This is a genomic window from Sorangium sp. So ce834 (assembly GCF_051521425.1).
In the GTDB taxonomy this organism is placed as follows: domain Bacteria; phylum Myxococcota_A; class Polyangia; order Polyangiales; family Polyangiaceae; genus Sorangium; species Sorangium cellulosum_D.
Genome location: NZ_CP150351.1, coordinates 12,648,962 through 12,667,936, shown reverse-complemented (window position 1 = coordinate 12,667,936; position 18,975 = coordinate 12,648,962). Strand labels below are relative to the sequence as shown.

Annotated in this window: 2 protein-coding genes (1 of these 2 running past the window's edge); both read right to left on the bottom strand. The window is 75.1% G+C overall.

The window, feature by feature from the left end; all coding sequences use genetic code 11:
* Positions 1-72: 72 nt before the first annotated feature.
* A complete protein-coding gene (locus WMF20_RS46485) occupies positions 73-15,126 on the bottom strand; it encodes a type I polyketide synthase (protein ID WP_437608160.1) in 15,054 nt (5,017 codons plus the stop codon).
* A protein-coding gene (locus tag WMF20_RS46480) for a type I polyketide synthase (RefSeq protein ID WP_437608159.1) crosses the window boundary here: on the bottom strand, positions 15,110-18,975 show its 3' portion. Its footprint extends 12,121 nt past the window's final position; 3,866 of the gene's 15,987 nt are visible here — the last part of the coding sequence; its start codon lies beyond the right edge, outside the window; it ends in the stop codon at positions 15,110-15,112. Before WMF20_RS46480 ends, WMF20_RS46485 begins: the two co-directional genes overlap by 17 nt.

The window sequence follows — 18,975 nt, the reverse complement described above, 5'->3', positions numbered from 1 at the left end:
GGCTCCGCTGAAGGTCGAGCGTGAGCTGCTTCAGGTAGTCGCGGAGCTTCGCTTCGGTTCCAGGCGGCGCGCTCATGTAGCGGCCTCCGCGCGGACATGGTCGATCATGCGGAACAGCTCGTCGTCGTTCGCGGTGTCGAGGCGGCTCGCGAGCCCGTCGTCGGGCGAAGGCTCACGGGCGGCCATCCACTTCGAGAGGATCGCCTTCATGCGCACCGTGAGCTCGTCGCGGATCGCTTCGTTTGCGTACGCGCTCGCGAGGGCGCCCTCGAGCCGGTCGATCTCCGCCGCGCTCGTGCTCGGCGGGGCGGCCTCGTCGTGGAGCAGCTTGCCGGAGACGAGCTTCGCGAGCGCCTCCGGCGTGGGGTGATCGAAGAGGAGCGTCGCGCTCAGCCTGAGCCCTGTGGCGACCGCGAGCCTGTTTCTGAGCTCGATGGCCATGAGGGAGTCGAGGCCGAGCTCCTGGAGAGGTCGTCCGGGCTCGATGTCGAGGGGAGAGGCGACGCCGAGGACGGTCGCGACGTCGGCCCGCACGACGTCGAGGAGCATCCGGTGGCGCTCCAGGGGAGCGAGCGAGGCGAGCCGGAGCTTCAGCGCGGAGGCGTCGCCGGCGCCGCTCGCGCGCTGCGCGCGGGCGCGGGGGCCGGTGACGAGGCCTCGGAGCAGCGCGGAGAGCGCGTCGCCGCTCTTTCGGAGCGCGTCGGCGTCGAACGCTGCGGGCACCAGGCACGGCGCGTCCTGGGCGAGCGCCAGGTCGAACAGCGCCAGCGCTTCGTCCGAGGCGAGAGGCTTGAGGCCGCCGCGCGCGATACGACGGAGGTCGGCCTGCTCCAGGTGCTTCGTGAGCCCGGAGGTCTGTGCCCAGTACCCCCAGTCGAGCGCGACCGCGGGCAGACCGCGCGCGGCCCGCCGGTGGGCGAGCGCGTCAAGGAAGGCGTTGGCGGCGGCGTAGTTGGACTGGGCGGGGCTCCCGAGCACCCCGGAGAGCGACGAGAACAGGACGAAGGCGCGCAGCGGGCTGTGGCGCGTCTGCTCGTCGAGGTTGACGGCCGCGTCGACCTTGGCCCGGAGCACGGCGCTCAGGCGCGCCGGCGTCATCGAGGAGAGCACGCCGTCGTCGAGTGTGCCTGCGGCGTGCACGACGGCGGTCAGCGGCCTGTCATGCGGGATGGCGAGCAGCACGCGCGCGAGGGCGGCCGGCTCGGCAGCGTCCGCGGCGGCGAGGACGACGGAGGCGCCGCGTGCCTGGAGCTCCGCGGCGAGGTCGGATGCGCCGGGAGCATCCGGGCCCCGGCGCGAGAGCAGCACCAGGTGCTTGACGCCGTGCCGCTCGACGAGGCGACGCGCGACCAGAGCGCCGAGGGTGCCGGTGCCTCCGGTGACGAGCACGGTGCCTTCCGGATCGAGCGCGCGCGGCGTGGCGCTCGTGCTGGTGGCGGCGTTGGCCGTCGCGGCGGTGGGTGCGGCGACGCGGGCGAGGCGCGGAGCGAGGCGGCGTCCGTCGCGCAGCGCGAGCTGCGGCTCGGCGTCGTCGAGCGCGCCTCCGACCGCGTAGGGCAAGGCGCGTCGCGAGGCGTCGGAGCCGTCGAGGTCGACGAGCAAGATGGCGCGGTCGCGGTTTTCAGCCTGCGCGGAGCGGACGAGCCCCCACAGCGCAGCGGACGCGAGGTCGAGCACATCCTCGCCGGCGCAGGTTGCGACCGCGCGCTGGGTGAGCAGCACGAGCGTCGAGGAGGCGAAGCGCTCGTCGGACAGCCAGGCGTTGAGCAAGGCGAGGGCGCGGGCGGCGGCGGTGTGGACCGAGGAAACGAGCTCGGTTTCGTCGGTGTCGGAGGGGCCGTGCGCGGTCGCCAGGCAGACGGCCACTGTGTCGGGGCACGGCGCGCCGCGGCCCAGGGCGTCGCGCAAGGCGTCGACGTCGGGGTAGGCGTCGGCGGCGATGCCCGTCGCGATGCCGAGCGAGTCCTCTCCGAGAAGAGCCCACCTGCCGCGCGGCGGGCGCGAGGCGGCGGGCTGCTCGGGCCAGGTGAGGGCGTAGAGGTTGCGGGCCGGCAGCTCGGGGAGGAACTTGTCGGCGGGGGCTCTGCGGAACGCGAGGCCCTCGATCGTCGCGATGGGCGTGCCCTCGCGCGACGCGCCTTCACTCGACGCGCCTTCACGTGACCAGAGCGTGATGTCGCCGATGTAGCGGTCGGCGTCCGGCGTGATCTCGCCGCGCATGACGAAGTCGGCCCAGCAGGGCGTCTCGGCGCGTCCGTACCAGACGAGGCGCTCGATCGAGAAGGGCAGCGGCGGGACGTTGCTCGTCGAGCGATTGTCGTGGGCGGGCAGCCCCGTGACGGCGCTGCCGACGACGGCGAACGCGTTGTCCACGAGGCCGCCGGGGAGCGGCGCGTCGTCGGTCGGGACGCCGTCGGGCGCGGCGAGGTAGCCGACGCCCGTCCGGTCGCCGGCGTGCGTCGTCTGCCGGAGCCAGCGCCACTTCGGGCCCCACGCGACGTTGAACGCCTCGAACGATGCCATCAGGCGAGCGACGGCGCGCGACGGCTCGTCACCCGCGAGAGGCTCGTGCGCCGCGCGGGGGTGCCGTGCGAGCGCGCTCGGCGGCGCCGCGCCGAGCGTCGCGGTCGCGTGCGTGGTCCACGCGCCTTCGGTCTGCGTCGCGACCGTGGCGTGGAAGCCTTTGCCATCACCGCCTGCCGGCGTGAGGTGCACGCGCACCGCGACGGTCTCCGAGGGCTCTTCGAACGTGAGCGCGCGGACGAACTCGACGTCGCGCAGCTCGAGGGGGCTATCGGGCCAGTGCGACTCGGCGACCGCGAGGAGGACGGCCAGGTGGAACGCGCCCGGGACGACGATGCGCCCGTAAACGGAGTGATCCGCGAGGTAGGGCTGCGCGCCGGGACCGATGTCGAGCGTGTGGACGGCAGAGCCGTCCGGCAGATCCAGCCGCGTGCCGGCGAGGGGGTAGCGGCCGGCGCTGTCGGCGGCGGCCGCGCGCGAGCTCTTCGCCTTGGGCATGTCGAGCCAGAAGCGCTCGCGCTGGAAGGCGTAGGTGGGCAGGGCGACGCGGCCCGCGTTGAACGGGGCGAAGAAGGCGTCCCAGTCGACGTGGTGGCCACGGGCGTGGAGCGCGCCGAGCGCCGCGGTGAGGGTGTCGACGTCATCGCGGCCGTCGCGCAGGGCGGGCAGGAAGGCGACCGCCTCGCTCCCGAGCGCCTCGTGCCCGAGCGCGCAGAGCACCGCGTGGGGCCCGAGCTCCAGGAAGGTGGAAACCCCGTCGGCGCGGAGCGCCTCCAGTCCGTCCGCGAAGCGGACCGCGCAGCGTGCGTGGCGCACCCAGTAGTCGGCCGAGCAGAGGTCGTCGTTCGACGCCCGCGCCCCGGTGACGTTGGAGACGATGGGGATGCGCGGCGGCTCGAACCTCAGCCCTTCGGCGACGCGGCGGAACGCTTCCAGCATCGGGTCGAGGTGGTGCGAATGGAACGCGTGGCTGACGCGCAGGCGCGAGGTCTTCCGGCCGAGGGCCTCGAAGCGGGCGGCCACCGCGAGCACGGCCTCTCGGTCCCCGGCCACCACGGTGGAGGACGGCGCGTTGACGGCCGCGATCGACGCGCGCCCGTCGAGCGCGTCCATCGCGTCGAGCGCGTCCAGGACCTCGCGCTCGCAGGCGTGGACGGCGACCATGGCGGCGTCGCGCCGCGGCAAGGCATGCATCAGGCGCGCGCGCGCCGCGACGAGGGTGCAGGCGTCCTCCAGCGAGAGCACGCCCGCGACGTGGGCCGCCACCAGCTCGCCGATCGAGTGGCCCAGCAGGACGTGGGGGGTGACTCCCCAGGCCTCGACCAGGCGGAAGAGCGCGACCTCGAGGGCGAACAGCGAGGTCTGCGTGTACAGCGTCTCGTCGAGCAGCGCGGCCAGCTCGGAGCCGCGCGGGGCGAAGACCACGTCGCGCAGGGGGTGTTCGAGCTCGCGATCGAGGTAGCTGCACGCTGCGTCGAAGGCGTCGCGGAAGACTGAAAACGCGCCGTACAGGCCCCGACCCATCGCGGCGCGCTGCCCGCCCTGGCCCGTGAACAGGAGCGCGAGCTTGCCGCCCGTGGTCCGTGAGACGACGGTGCCCGCCGGCGAACGTCCTTCGGCGAGTCCGGCGAGGGCGTCCTCGAGGGCGCCGAGATCGCGCGCGACGATCGCCGCGCGGTGCTCGAAGTGCGAGCGCGTTGTGGCGAGCGACGCGGCGACGTCGACGAGCGCGTCGCCAGGGCGCCCCGTGACATGCGCGCGGAGGCGCTCGGCTTGCGCGCGCAGGGCGCGCTCGCTCTTCGCAGAGAGCACCACGGGCACGGCCGGCGGGGGCTCGTCCGCGGCGGCGGCGCCTCGACGCGCGCGCGGCGCCTCTTCGATGATGGCGTGGGCGTTCGTGCCCGAGAGGCCGAACGCGGAGACTCCGGCGCGCCTCGGGGTCTCCTCGTCGCGGCGAGCCCACAGCTCGGCCGCGTCGACGACGCGGACGTGGAGCGCGTCCCAGTCGACGTGCGGGTTGCGCGGGCGCGAGTGGATGGTCGCGGGGAGCGCGCCATGCTCGAGCGCCGTCACGATCTTGGCGACGCCGGCGAGGCCGGAGGCGGCTTCGAGGTGGCCGATGTTGCTCTTCACGGCGCCGAGCAGGAGCGGCCGCTCTGCCGCGCGCCCCTCGCCGTACACGGCCGCGAGGGCCTGGACCTCGATCGGATCGCCCAGCGCCGTGCCGGTGCCGTGGCACTCGACGACGTCCACGTCGGCCGGCGCGAGGCCCGCGTCCCCGAGCGCTGCACGGAGCACCTTCTGCTGCGAGGTGCCGTTCGGCGCCGTGATGCCGCTCGACGCGCCGTCGTGGTTGACCGCCGTCCCGCGGACGACCGCAAGCACCCGGTGGCCTCTCGCCTCCGCGTCCCGCAGCCGCTCGAGCGCCAGCACCACCACGCCCTCGCCGCGCCCGTAGCCGTCGGCGTGCGCCGAGAACGTCTTCGACCGACCGTCGGCCGCGAGCGCCCGCGTGCGCGAGAGGAGCACGAACGGCTCGGCGAGCGTCATCACCTGGACGCCGCCCGCGAGCGCGAGATCGCACTCGCCTTTCCGCAGCGACTGGCACGCGAGGTGGAGCGCGACGAGCGACGACGAGCAGGCCGTGTCGATCGAGAGCGCGGGGCCTTGCAGGCCGAGCGTGAACGCCAGGCGCCCCGCCGCGAACGACGAGAGCGTGCCCATCGCGGCGTATGCGTCGGTCTCTTCGGCGCTGCCTTGCATGAGGGCGTAGTCGCTCAAGCCGATCCCGACGAAGACGCCGGTGCTCGTGTCCTTGAGCGACGCGGGGACGATCGTCGCCTCTTCGAGCGCTTGCCACGCGGTCTCGAGCAGGAGGCGGTGCTGCGGATCGACCTGCTTCGCTTCACGCGGGCTGATGCCGAAGAACGCCGCGTCGAAGAGGTCGACGCGATCGAGCAGCGCGGCCTCGCGCACATAGCTCTTTCCCTTGGCCTCGGGATCCGGATCGTAGATCGCGTCCGCGTCCCAGCGGTCCTTCGGGATCGGGCCGACGCCGTCGCGCCCTTGCTCGAGGAACGACCAGAGGCCCTCGCGATCCTCGACGCCGCCGGGGAGGCGGAGCCCGAGGCCGACGATCGCGATCGGCTCGTCGATCGCGGCGTGCGCGCTCGACGAGCGCGCTGTCGTCGCGTCGGCCGGCGCGAGGGGCGCGTCGAGCGGCAGCGCCTCGCGCACGTACGTCGCGAGGCGGTGCGGGGATGGGTGATCGAACGTGACCGTCGCGGGGAGCTCGACGCCGGTGCGCGCGCGGAGCTTGCGGAGGAGCTCGACGGCGACGAGCGAGTCGAGGCCGAGATCGAAGAAGCCCTTATGAGGATCGATCGCCGACGCGTCGGCGTGCCCGAGGACGGCGGCGGTCTCGGCGACGACGAGCTCCACGAGGTGGCGCGCGCGGTCGGCCTCGGAGAGCGGCCGCAGCGCCTCGACGAGCGCACGGTCCGCGCTCGCGCCGTCAGCCCCGGCGGGCGCCGACGGGGCCTCGATTGCGCGCTGCGCCTCGGGGAGATCGAGGAGGAGCGGGCGCGGCCTCGCGGAGGCGAACGCGGGGGCGAAGCGCGCCCAATCGACGCTGGCGACCGTGACCGCGGTCTCGCCGTGATCGAGGGCCTGCGCGAGCGCGGCGATCGCGAGCGCCGGGGCCAGCGGCACGAGGCCGCGCTTCCGGAGCTCGACCTCGGCGTCGGCGTCGGCGTGATCGGCGAGCATCCCGGCGCCCGCCCAGGCGCCCCACGCGATCGACGTCGCCGTGAGACCGGCGGCGCGGCGCACCTCGGCGAGCGCGTCGAGGAACGCGTTGCCGGCGGCGTACGCGCCTTGCTGCCCGCTGCCCCAGACGCCCGCGCCGGAGGCGAAGAGGACGAAGGCGTCGAGCTCGCGGTCTCCGAGGAGCTCGTGCAGATGGAGCGCGCCGAGGACCTTTGCGGCGACGACGGCCTGGACACCGTCGAGATCGGTGGACGCGAGGGCCGCCTGCGCGACGACGCCGCCCGCGTGGACGACGGCGCGGACGGGGTCGCCTTGCGCGTCGAGGCGGGCGAGCAGAGCTGCGACCGAGGCGCGATCGGCGACGTCGCAGGCGGCGAGCGTCACGCGCGCGCCGAGCGCCTCGAGCTCAGCGCGGAGCGCGCCGGCGCCCGGGGCGTCTTCGCCCCGGCGGCTCACGAGGACGAGGTGCTCTGCGCCGCGCCCGGCGAGGAAACGCGCGACGTGCGCGCCGAGGGCGCCGGTTCCGCCGGTGACGAGGGAGGTGCCGCGCGGCGTGAAGGTGCGCGCGGGCGGAGCGTCGCCGAGGGGCGCACGGACGAGCCTCCGCGCGAAGATGCCTGTCGGGCGGAGCGCGAGCTGGTCCTCGCCGTCGCGGGACGCGAGGAGCGTCACGAGGCGGTCGAGCGCCCTCGCGTCGATCGTGTCGCCGTCGGCGACGTCGACGAGCCCGCCCCAGCGCTCGGGGTGCTCGAGCCCAACGACGCGGCCGAGACCCCACGTCATCGATTGCGCCGCGCTCGCCAGCCGATCGGAGCGCCCCGTCGACACCGCGCCGCGCGTGACGAGCCACAGCGGCGCCTCGATGCCCATGTCCCCGAGCGCCTGCACGAGGCGGAGCGTCAGCGCGAGCCCCGCGGGCAGCGCCGTGTGCGTCGCGAGCGTGGTCTCGTCGAGCGCGGCGAAGGACACGATGCCGCGGAGCTCGCCCGCGTCCGCGAGAGCTCCCTGCACGCGCACGGCGAGGCGCACGCGATCGGCCTCTGCCGGCGCGATCGGCATCGTGATCACCTCGGCGCCGCGCGCGGTCAGGGCCCTCTCGAGCTCACGCGCGAGCGCGTCCTCGGCTCCCGCGAGCGTGACGAGGAGCCACGTCCCCGCGACGTCGCGCGCCGCGGTCGGAGTGAGCGGCTTCCACACGACGCGGTAGCGGAGCGCGTCGACGAGGCTCCGCTCGTCGCGGGCGCGCCGCCACGCCGACAGCGCGGGGAGCAGCGTCGCGAGGGCCGAGAGGTGGTCCTCGCCCGAGGCGTTCAGCGTCGCGCCGAGCGCGCCCACGTCCCCCGCGTCAACCGCGCGCCAGAACGCGGCGTCTTCGGGCGCGGCGGGCGCGGCTTCGTCGCGCGTCGCTCCCGCGGGGGCGTCGAGCCAGAAGCGGTCGCGCTGGAACGCGTAGGTCGGGAGCGCGACCGTCTGGGGGTCGAACGGGCCGAAGAACGCCGCCCAATCGACGCGATGTCCGCGCACGTGGAGCGACGAGAGAGCCGCCGTGAGCGCGTCGACGTCGGCGCGGCCGTCGCGGAGCGCGGGGACGAAGGCGACCTCGCGCTGCGCGTTCGCCAGCGCGCTCTCGCCGAGCGCCGAGAGGACGCCGTGCGGCCCGAGCTCGAAGAACGAAGAAACGCCGTCGGCTTCCAGCGTATTGATGCCGTCGGCGAAGCGGACGGCGCTTCGCACGTGGCGGACCCAGTAGTCGGGCGACCGGATCTCGTCCGCCGCGAGCCTCCCCGTGACGTTGGAGACGATGGGGATGCGCGGCGGATGGAACGTGAGCCCTTCTGCGACGCGGCGGAACGCGTCGAGCATGGGGTCCATGTGGTGTGAGTGGAACGCGTGGCTCACGCGGAGGCGGGTCGCCTTACGCCCGCGCGCTTCGAAGTGGGCGGCGACGCGCAGCACGGCGTCGACGTCGCCGGCGATCACCGTCGAGGACGGCGCGTTGATCGCGGCGATCTCGGCGCGTCCGTCCCGCCCCTCGAGCGCGGCGAGCACCTCGGCCTCCGTCGCGTGCACCGTGACCATCGCGCCGTCGCGCGCGGGCAGGGCCTGCATGAGGCGCGCGCGCGCGGCGACGAGCGTGCACGCGTCGGCGAGCGAGAGGACGCCCGCGACGTGCGCGGCGGCGAGCTCGCCGACGGAGTGCCCCAGGAGCACGTCGGGCGTGACGCCCCACGCCTCGACGAGTCGGAAGAGCGCGACTTCGAGGGCGAAGAGCGCCGGCTGCGTGAACTCGGTCCGGTCGAGGAGGCTCGCGAGCTCCGAGCCCTTCGGCGCGAAGAGGACGTCGCGGAGCGGGCGATCGAGCTCGCGATCGAGGTGGCTCGCGACGGCATCCAGCGCGTCGCGGAAGACGGGGAACGCGTCGTACAGGCCGCGCCCCATCGCAGCGCGCTGCGCGCCCTGGCCCGTGAAGAGGAAGGCGAGCTTGTCGGCGGCGCCCTTGGCGACGAACGTGCCTGGCGCCGCGACGCCCGCGGCGAGGCCCTCGAGCGCCGCGACCAGCGTCCCGTGATCGCTCGCGGCGATCGCGGCGCGGTGGTCAAATTGCGAGCGCGTCGTGGCGAGCGCCGCGGCGACGTCGACGAGCGCCGCGTCGGGTGTCCTCGCGAGCTGATCGCGGAGCGCCGCGGCTTGCGCGCGGAGGGCCGCGTCGCTCTTGGCCGAAAGCACGAAGGGGAGCGCGCCCGAGAGGGGCAGCGCGCCGCGCGCGGGCTTCGGGGCGTCGGGTTCGGGCGCCTCTTCGACGATGACGTGCGCGTTCGTGCCGGAGAGCCCGAACGCGGAGACCCCCGCGCGCCTCGGAGATCCGTCGGCGCTCCGCTCCCACGGCTCGGCCGCGTCGACGACGCGGACGGGGAGCGCGTCCCAGTCGATGTGCGGGTTGCGCGGGTTGGTGTGGATCGTCGCGGGGAGCGTCCCGTGGCGGAGCGACGCCACGATCTTGACGACGCCGGCGAGGCCCGACGCGAACTCGAGGTGGCCGATGTTGGTCTTCACCGCGCCGAGGCGGAGCGGGCGCTCGGGGGCGCGCCCTTCGCCGTAGACGGCCGCGAGGGCCTGGACCTCGATGGGATCGCCGAGGGAGGTGCCGGTGCCGTGGCACTCGACGACGTCGACGTCGGTGGGAGCGAGGCGGGCGTCGTCGAGGGCGGCGCGGAGGACCTTCTGCTGCGAGGAGCCGTTCGGCGCGGTGATGCCGCTCGACGCGCCGTCATGGTTGACCGCGGTGCCGCGGACGACGGCGAGGACCGGGTGGCCGTTGGCGCGCGCGTCCCGGAGGCGCTCGAGGGCGAGGACGACGACGCCTTCGCCGCGGCCGAACCCGTCGGCGTTGGCCGAGAACGTCTTCGATCGCCCGTCCGGAGCGAGGGCGCGCGTGCGCGAGAGGATCACGAAGACCTCGGGCGAGGCCATCACCTGGACGCCGGCGGCGAGCGCGAGGTCGCACTCGCCTTGCCGCAGCGACTGGCACGCGAGGTGGAGCGCGACGAGCGACGACGAGCACGCGGTGTCGATCGAGAGCGCGGGCCCTTGGAGGCCGAGCGTGAACGCCAGCCGACCTGCCGCGAACGAGGCGGCGGTGCCCATCGCGGCGTAGGCCTCGGCGTCCTCGGCGCTGCTCTGGAGCACGGCGTAGTCGCTCGCGCCCGCGCCGACGAAGACGCCGGTGGTCGAGTCGCGGAGCGACGCGGGGACGATCGTCGCCGCCTCGAGCGCTTGCCACGCGGTCTCGAGCAAGAGGCGGTGCTGCGGGTCGACGTGCCTCGCCTCGCGCGGGCTGATGCCGAAGAAGCCCGCGTCGAAGAGGTCGACGCGGTCGAGCATCGCCGCGTGGCGGACGTACGTCTTCCCCTTCGCTTCGGGGTCCGGATCGAACACGGCGCCGACGTCCCAGCGGCTCGCCGGGATCGGAGCGACCGCGTCGCGCTCGTCCTCGAGCAGGCGGAAGAGCGCGTCGACGTCGTCGACCCCGCCTGGGAGGCGCAGGCCGACGCCGACGATCGCGATGGGCTCGTCGCCCGCGTCCGCGCGGGCGGCGCGCGGGCGGGCATCGGTGCTCGGGGCGGCCCCGCCGAGGGGGAGCGCGTCGAGAAGGAAGCCAGCGAGTCGGTGCGGCGACGGGCGATCGAACGTGATGGTCGCCGGGAGCTTGACGCCGGTCGCCTTCTGGAGGCGCCGACGAAGCTCGACGGCCATGAGCGAGTCGAGCCCGAGGTCGAAGAAGCCTCGCTGCGGGTCGAGGCGCGACCGATCGGCGTGGCCGAGCACCGCCGCCGTCTGCGCGAGGACGAGGGAGACGAGGTGGCGGAGGCGAGCTTCGCCCGAGAGCGCGCGCAGGGTCGCGACGAGCGCGGTCTCGTCGTGCTCGGTCGACGCGCTCGGCTGCGCGTCGAGCGCGCGGCGCGCGTCCGGCAGATCGGCGATGAGCGGGCGCTGGCGCGCCGAGGCGTACGACGGCGCGAAGCGCGCCCAGTCGATCGACGCGATGGTCACGTGGGTCTCGTCGCGATCGAGCGCGCTGGCGAGCGCCGCGACGGCGATCTCGGGCTCCATCGCCGCGAAACCTCCGCGGCGGAGGCCCTGCGCGACGTCGAAGGTGAGCATCCCGGCTCCGGCCCACGCGCCCCACGCGACGGACGTCGCGCGGAGCCCGAGCGCGCGGCGCTCCTCCGCGAGCGCGTCCAGGAAGGCGTTCGCGGCGGCGTAGCTCGCCTGGCCCGCGTTCCCGAAGACGCCCGCCGCCGACGAGAAGAGGACGAACGCCGCGAGGTCGCGCGTCTTCGTGAGCTCGTGCAGCGTCCGCGCGGCGTCGGCCTTGCCGTGGAGGACGGTCTCGAGGCGCTCCGGCGTGAGCGATCCCAGGACGCCATCGTCGATCACGCCCGCCGTGTGGAAGATGGCCGTGAGCGGCTCTTCGGCCGGGAGAGCCGCGAAGAGCTCTTCGATCGCCGCGCGGTCCGCGACGTCGCACGCCGCGATCGTCACGCGGGCGCCGAGCTCCGTGAGCTCCGCGCGGAGCGCCTCGGCGCCCGGGGCGTCGGCTCCGCGGCGGCTCGCGAGCACGAGGTGCGCGGCGCCGTGACGCGCGAGCCATCGCGCCACGTGCGCGCCGAGCGCTCCCGTGCCGCCCGTGACGAGGACGGTCCCGCGCGGCTCGAAGCGCTGCGCGGGAGCGTCGCCGAGAGGCGCGCGCGCGAGCCTCCGTGCGAAGAGGCCCGTCGGGCGGAGCGCGAGCTCGTCCTCGCCCTCGCGGCTCCCGAGCGCGGCGACGAGGCGCTCGATGGCCGTCGCATCCAGCGCGCCGTCGGCGTGCGCGCGGGGGAGATCGACGAGCCCGCCCCAGCGCTCCGGCTGCTCGAGCGAGACGACGCGCCCGAGGCCCCACGCCATCGCTTGCACGGGGCTCTCGATCCGGTCGGATCGGCCGATCGCGACCGCGCCGCGAGTGACGATCCAGATGGGCGCTTCGATGGCGAGCTCGGCGAGCGCCTGGACGAGGGCGAGCGAGCGCGCGAGACCCGCGGGCACCGCCGGCCGGCCGTCGAGCGGCGCGGTGTCGAGCGGCGTGAGGGTGAGGACGCCGCGGATCGCCGGCCGGCCCGCGATCGCGTCACGGAGGCGCGACGCGGCGTCGTGTGCGGTGATGTCGCTCGCCTCGAGCGCGAGCGGGACGACGTCGGCGCCGCGCTCGGTGAGCGCCGCCGCGAGGGCGCTCGCGAGATCGCTGGCGACGCCGGCCGGGGCCACGACGAGCCACGTCCCCGCGACGTCGCCGCGTGACGCGGCGCTCACGGGTCTCCATTCGACGCGGTAGCGCCACGCGCCCACGGTGCTCTGCTCTCGGCGGCTCCGCCGCCACGCCGACAGGGCCGGCATGAGGCTCTCGAGGGCCGAGCGCCGCCCGCTGTCGGCGACGTGGAGCGCGTCCGAGAGCGCCGCGACGTCGCCGCGCTCGATGGCTCGCCAGAACGCGGTCTCCTCGGCGGACGCTCCCGGCGCCGCGTCCTCATCGTCCGACGCGTCGCCTGCGTCGAGCCAGAACCGCTCGCGCTGGAACGCGTACGTCGGCAACGTCACGCGGCGCGCCCCGAGCGGAGCGAAGAACGCACCCCAGTCGATGGCGTGCCCGCGCGCGTGGAGCTCGCCTGCCGAGAGGAGGAAGCGCTCGAGGTCGCCTTCGTCGCGGCGGAGCGAGGACACCACGGCCGCATCGCCGCCGAGCGACGAGAGCGTCTCATCGAGCGCGAGGGCGAGCACGGGGTGCGGGCTCACCTCGACGAAGAAGCGGTGGCCGTCGTCGTGGAGCGCGCGCGTGGCGTCCTCGAAGCGGACGGTCGAGCGCAGGTTCCGGAACCAATGCGCGGCGTCGAGGCGGCTCCCGTCGAGCTTCGCGCCCGTCACCGCGGAGTAGAGCGGCACAGCGCCCGCGCGCGGCTCGATCCCCGCGAGATCCGCGAGGAGCTCGCGCTCGATCGCCTCGACGTGCGCCGAGTGCGACGCGTAGTCGACACGCACCTTCCGCGCGAAGATCTGCGCGGCCTCGAGGTCGCGGACGAGCGCGTCGATCGCGTCCGTGTCGCCCGCGACGAGCGTGGCGCGCGGGCTGTTGATCGCCGCGATCGCGATGGCGTCGCCGAACGGCGCGAGGCGCGCCTCGGTGTCGCGTGCGCCGAGCTCGACGGCGGCCATCGCCCCGCGCCCCGCGATCTTCGTGAGCGCTCGTGCGCGCAGCGCGACGACCTTGGCGGCGTCTTCGAGCGAGAGGGCGCCGGCGACGTAGGCGGCGGCGATCTCGCCTTGGCTGTGCCCGACGACGGCGTCGGGCGTGACGCCGATCGAGCGCCAGAGCGCGGCGAGGGCGACCATGACGGCGAAGAGGACCGGCTGCACGACGTCGACGCGGCCGAGGAGCGTCGCCTCGTCGCCGTCGCCCCGGAGAACGGCGCCGAGCGACCAGGCGACGTGCGGCGCGAGCGCGCGCTCGCAGGCCGCGATCTCGTCGCGGAAGACCACCGACGACGCGAGGAGCGCGCGCGCCATCCCGACCCACTGCGAGCCTTGGCCGGGGAACACGAACACGACCCTGCCGGCGGGGATCGCGCTCGCGACGACCGACCCCGGGCCTGCCTCGCCGCGCGCGAGCGCGTCGAGCGCGCCGAGGAGCTCGTCGCGATCCGCCGCGACGACGGCCGCGCGTCGATCGAAGTGCGTGCGCGTCGTCGCGAGCGACGCGGCGATGTCGACGAGCCGCGCGTCGGGGCGCCCCGCGAGGTGCGCGTGGAGGCGCGCTGCCTGCGCGCGCAGCGCCTCGTCGGTCTTGCCCGAGAGGAGAACGGGCACGGCCGGAAGCGCGGGCGCGGCGTCGGGCGTCGTGGGCTCGGGCTCGGCGGGCGCCTCCTCGACGATCACATGCGCGTTGGTGCCGGAGAGGCCGATCGCCGTGACGCCGGCGCGCCGGGGGGCGCCGTCGTCGCGGCGCGTCCACGGGCGCGCGGCGTCGACGACGCGCACGGGGAGCGCGTCCCAGTCGACGAGCGGGTTGAGCGGGCTCGTGTGCAGCGTCGCGGGGAGGGTCGCGTGGCGCATGGAGGCGACCATCTTCGCGACGCCGGCGAGGCCCGACGCGAACTCGAGGTGCCCGATGTTGGTCTTCAGCGCGCCCAGGAACAGCGGGCGATCCTTGGGGCGCCCCTCGCCGTAGACGGCGGCGAGCGCGTTCACTTCGATGGGATCGCCGATGGAGGTCCCCGTGCCGTGGCACTCGACGACGTCGACGTCGGCGGGGACGAGCCGCGCGTCGTCGAGCGCGGCGCGGAGCACCTTCTGCTGCGCGGGCCCGTTCGGGACCGTGATCCCGCTCGACGTGCCGTCGTGGTTCACCGCGCTGCCGCGGATCACCGCGAGGATCGGGCGCCCTTTCGCGCGCGCGTCGCGGAGGCGCTCGACGGCCAGGACGACGACGCCTTCGCCGCGGCCATAGCCGTCGGCGTTCGCCGAGAACGTCTTCGATCGCCCGTCGCTCGCGAGCGCGCGCGTGCGCGAGAGCAGCACGAACACCTCCGGCGACGACATGACCTGCACACCCGCGACGAGCGCGAGGTCGCACTCGCCTTGACGCAGCGACTGGCACGCGAGGTGGAGCGCGACGAGCGACGAAGAGCACGCCGTGTCGATCGATAGCGCGGGGCCTTGGAGCCCGAGCGTGAACGCGAGGCGGCCCGCCGCGAACGACGAGATCATCCCCATGAACGCGTACGCTTCCGAGGCGTCGCGATCGCTCTGGAGGAACGCGTAGTCGCTCGCGCCCGTGCCGACGAAGACGCCGGTCTTCGAGTCTCGCAGCGACGCCGGCACAATCCCCGCGTCCTCGAGCGCTTGCCACGACGTCTCGAGCAAGAGGCGGTGCTGCGGGTCGACGTACTTCGCCTCGCGCGGGCTGATCCCGAAGAAATCGGCGTCGAAGAGGTCGACGCGATCGAGCATGGCGGCGTCGCGCACGTAGCTCTTGCCGACGGCGTCCGGATCGGGGTCGTACGTCGCGTCCGCGTTCCAGCGGCTCGCGGGGATCGGCGCGATGGCGTCGCGGCCCTCCTCGAGGAACGTCCAGAGCGTGTCGCGGTCGTGGATCCCGCCCGGGAGGCGGAGCCCGAGGCCGACGATGGCGATCGGCTCATGTCGCCTCTCTTCCGTCGCACGCAGGCGCGTCTCGCTCCTGTGGAGCTCTTGAGTGAGGCGCCGCAAGTACTCCGTGAGCGTGTCGTTAGTAACGGTCGACATCGATGCGATCTCCGAGCTTCTGATCGATCAGGCGAATGAGTTCGTCGGCGCTCGCGGAGCCGAGCTTCTCGGCGAACGCGGCGTCGTCGGGGCGTTCGGTGCGGACCGCGCGCTTGTCCAGGAAGGCGCGGAGGCGCGCCGTGAGGTCGTCGCGGAGCGCTTCGTCCGCGTAGATCGCCGAGAGCATCCCCTCGAGGCGCTCGAGCTCCGCGGCGGGCGAGGCGCGCGGGGTCGCGTCGTGGAGGACGATCGCGGCGAGCACCTTGCTCGCGAGCGCGCTCGGCGTCGGGTGGTCGAACGCGAGCGTCGCCGGGAGCTTGATGCCGGTCGCGCGCTGGACGCGCCTGCGGAGCTCGACGGACATGAGCGAGTCGAGCCCGAGGTCAAAGAACCCGCGGTTCGGCTCGACGCGCGACGCGTCCGCGTGCCCGAGCACCGCCGCCGTCTCCGTCCGCACGAGCGCGAGGAGGTGGCGGTGGCGCTCGCCGTCCGGGAGCGCCGCGAGCGTGGCCCTCAGCGTGCTTGCGGGCTCGGGACCGGCGGCCGTGCGCACGTCGTCCGGTGGCTCGCGCAGCGCGTCGAGCGCCGATCGCGCCTCCGCGAGCTCGTCGAGGAGCGGGCGAGGACGCGCCGAGGCGAACGACGGGGCGAAGCGCGCCCAGTCGACGTCAGCGACGGCGAGGCACGTCTCGGCGTGATCGAGCGCGTGCGCGAGGGCCGCGACGGCGAGCTCCGGATCCATCGGCGCGACGCCGCGATGCTTCAAGCGCCGCTCGGCGTCGGTCGCGAGCATCCCGCCGCCCGCCCACGCGCCCCACGCGATCGAGGTCGCCGCGAGGCCGTCCGCGCGACGCGCCTCGGCGAGCGCGTCGAGGAACGCGTTCGCCGCGGCGTACGCGCCTTGCCGCCCACCGCCCCACACACCCGCTCCCGACGAGAAGAGGACGAACGCGTCGAGCGGGCGCTGCGCGAAGACGTCGTGGAGGTGCTGCGCGCCGCGGGCCTTCGCGGCGATCGCGTCGGCGAGCTCCTCGACACGCATGGCGGCGACCGGCGCCTCGTGCATCGCACCGCCCGCGTGAAACACGGCGCGCACCGTCGCGCCGCCGGCCTCGACGTCGCGCACGAGCGCCGCGACCGCCTCACGATCGGCGACGTCGCACGCAGCCAGCGTCACGCGCGCGCCGAGCGCCGAGAGCTCCTCGGCGAGCGCGGCCGCGCCGGGGGCCGCGGCTCCGCGGCGGCTCGCGAGCACGATGTGCTCGGCGCCGATCCGCGCGAGCCAGCGGGCAACGTGCGCGCCGAGCGCGCCGGTCCCGCCCGTGACGAGCGCCGCCCCACGCGGCGCGAACGCGGGGGCGCGCGCGCCGTCGTGCGGGGCGCGGACGAGGCGCCGCACGTAGGTCCCCGCGGCGCGCAACGCGAGCTGGTCCTCGTCGTCACGGCGCGCCACGAGGTTGGCGAGCCGATCGTGCACGTTCGCGTCGCGCGCGCCGTTCGCGTCGGGCGCGCTCTCCTCGCCGAGATCGACGAGCCCGCCCCAGCGCTCGGGGTGCTCGAGGGCGACGACGCGCCCGAGGCCCCACGTCATCGCCTGGAGCGGGCGCGTGACGCGCTCGGATGCCCCGACCGCGACGGCCCCGCGCGTGACGAGCCAGAGCGGCGCGTCGATCGCCGCGTCGCCGAGCGCCTGCACGAGGCCGAGCGAGACGGCGAGCCCGAGGGGCACGGAGGGCTCGAGCGGCGCCGGGCGCTCGTCGAGCGCCGCGAACGAGATCACCCCGCGGATCGCCTCGCCGCCCGCGGCAGCACGGAGGCGCCCCGCGAGCGGCGTACGCGCCGCATCCTCGGCGTCGACGGGCACGAGCACGCCGCGCGCCCCGCGTGCCTCGAGCGCGCGTGCGACGCCGTCCGCGAGCGCGCCGGCGACCTCGGGCGCGACCACGAGCCACGTCCCGGCGACGTCACCCTTCGGCGGCGCGGTGAGGGCTCTCCACGCGACGCGGTAGCGCCACGCGTCGATCGTGCTCTGCGCGCGGCGCGCGCGCCGCCACGTCGCGAGCGTCGGGAGGAGGGTCGCGAGCGCCGCGCGGCGCTCGTCGTCGCCGACGTCGAGCGCGTCGGTCACGGTCGCCACGTCGCCGTCCTCCACCGCGCTCCAGAAGCGCGCCTCCGCCGGCGACGCAGCGGCGCCGCTCGCTTTCGGAGCATCGAGCCAGAAGCGCTCGCGCTGGAACGCGTAGGTCGGGAGCGCGACGGTGCGCGGCGCGAAGGGGACGAAGAAGGCGCGCCAGTCGACGGCGAGGCCTCGCGTGTGGAGCTCGGCGAGCGAGAGGTTGAAGCGCGCGAGGTCTCCTTCGTCGCGCCGAAGGGACGCGCACGCGACCGCGTCGTGTCCCGAGGCGTCGATGGTGTCGCGCAGGGCGACGGTGAGCACGGGGTGAGGGCTGACCTCGACGAAGAAGCGGTGGCCGTCGTCGAGCAGGGCGCGCGTGGCGTGCTCGAAGCGGACGGTGTGGCGCAGGTTTCGGTACCAGTGGGCGGCGCCGAGGGCCTCGCCATCAAGCCTCTCGCCCGTCACCGCGGAGTAGAGCGGCACGGTCGCCGGGCGCGGCGCGATGCCGTCGAGCGCCTCCAGCAGCGTCCGCTCGATGGCCTCCACGTGGGCGGAGTGGGAGGCGTAGTCGACGCGGACCTTGCGGGCGAAGAGCTGCGCCCCGCTCAGGTCGGCGACGAGCTCGTCGATGGCGTCGGGGTCTCCGGAGACGAGGGCCGCGTGAGGGCTGTTGATCGCCGCTATCGCGAGGCGTCCGCCGAAGGGCGCAAGGCGCGCCTCGAGGTCGGCGGCGGTGAGCTCGACGGCGGCCATGGCGCCGCGTCCCGCGAGCTTCGTGATGGCGCGCGAGCGGAGCGCGACGACCCTGGCGGCGTCTTCGAGCGAGAGCGCGCCCGCGACGTACGCGGCCGCGATCTCGCCCTGGCTGTGGCCGACGACGGCGTCGGGCGTGACTCCGGCGGCGCGCCAGGTGGCGGCGAGGGCGACCATGACGGCGAACAGCACGGGCTGCACCACGTCGACGCGCTCGAGCATGGGCGCGGCGTGCGCTTCGTCGCCGCCGAGCACGGCGAGGAGCGACCAGTCGACGTGCGGCGCCAGGGCGCGCTCGCACGCCTCGATCTCGGCCCGAAAGGCGGGCGAGGAGGCGAGCAGAGCGCGCGCCATCGATGGCCACTGCGAGCCCTGGCCGGGGAAGACGAAGGCGACCTTGCCCGGCGGGAGCGCCTCGCCCGCGACCGTTCCTGCCCCCGCGCGCCCCTCGGCGAGCGCCGCGAGCGCCGAGAGCAGCGCGGCGCGATCGTCTGCCACGACGGCGGCGCGACGCTCGAAATGCGACCGCGTGGTCGCGAGCGACGCCGCGACGTCGACGAGGGCGACGTCCTCGTGCTCGGCGAGGTGCGCGTGGAGCTTGCCCGCCTGAGCGCGGAGCGCCGCGTCGCTCTTCGCCGAGAGGAGCACCGGCACCGGCGGCGCGAGGGGCGCGCGGGCGGGCTCCGCGGCCTGGTCGTCGCCGGCCGCCGCGCGCGGCGCTTCCTCGAGGACCACGTGCGCGTTGGTGCCGGAGATCCCGAACGACGACACCGCCGCGCGCCGAGGAGACCCGCCTGGCTTCCACGGTACCTCCTCGGTCAAGAGGCGGATCGCGCCGGACGACCAATCGATGTGCTGCGACGGGCTCGCGGCGTGGAGCGTCCTCGGGAGGACGCCGCTCTGCAGCGCGAGCACCATCTTGATGACGCCGCCGATCCCCGCGGCGGCCTGCGTGTGCCCGAGGTTCGACTTGAGGCTCC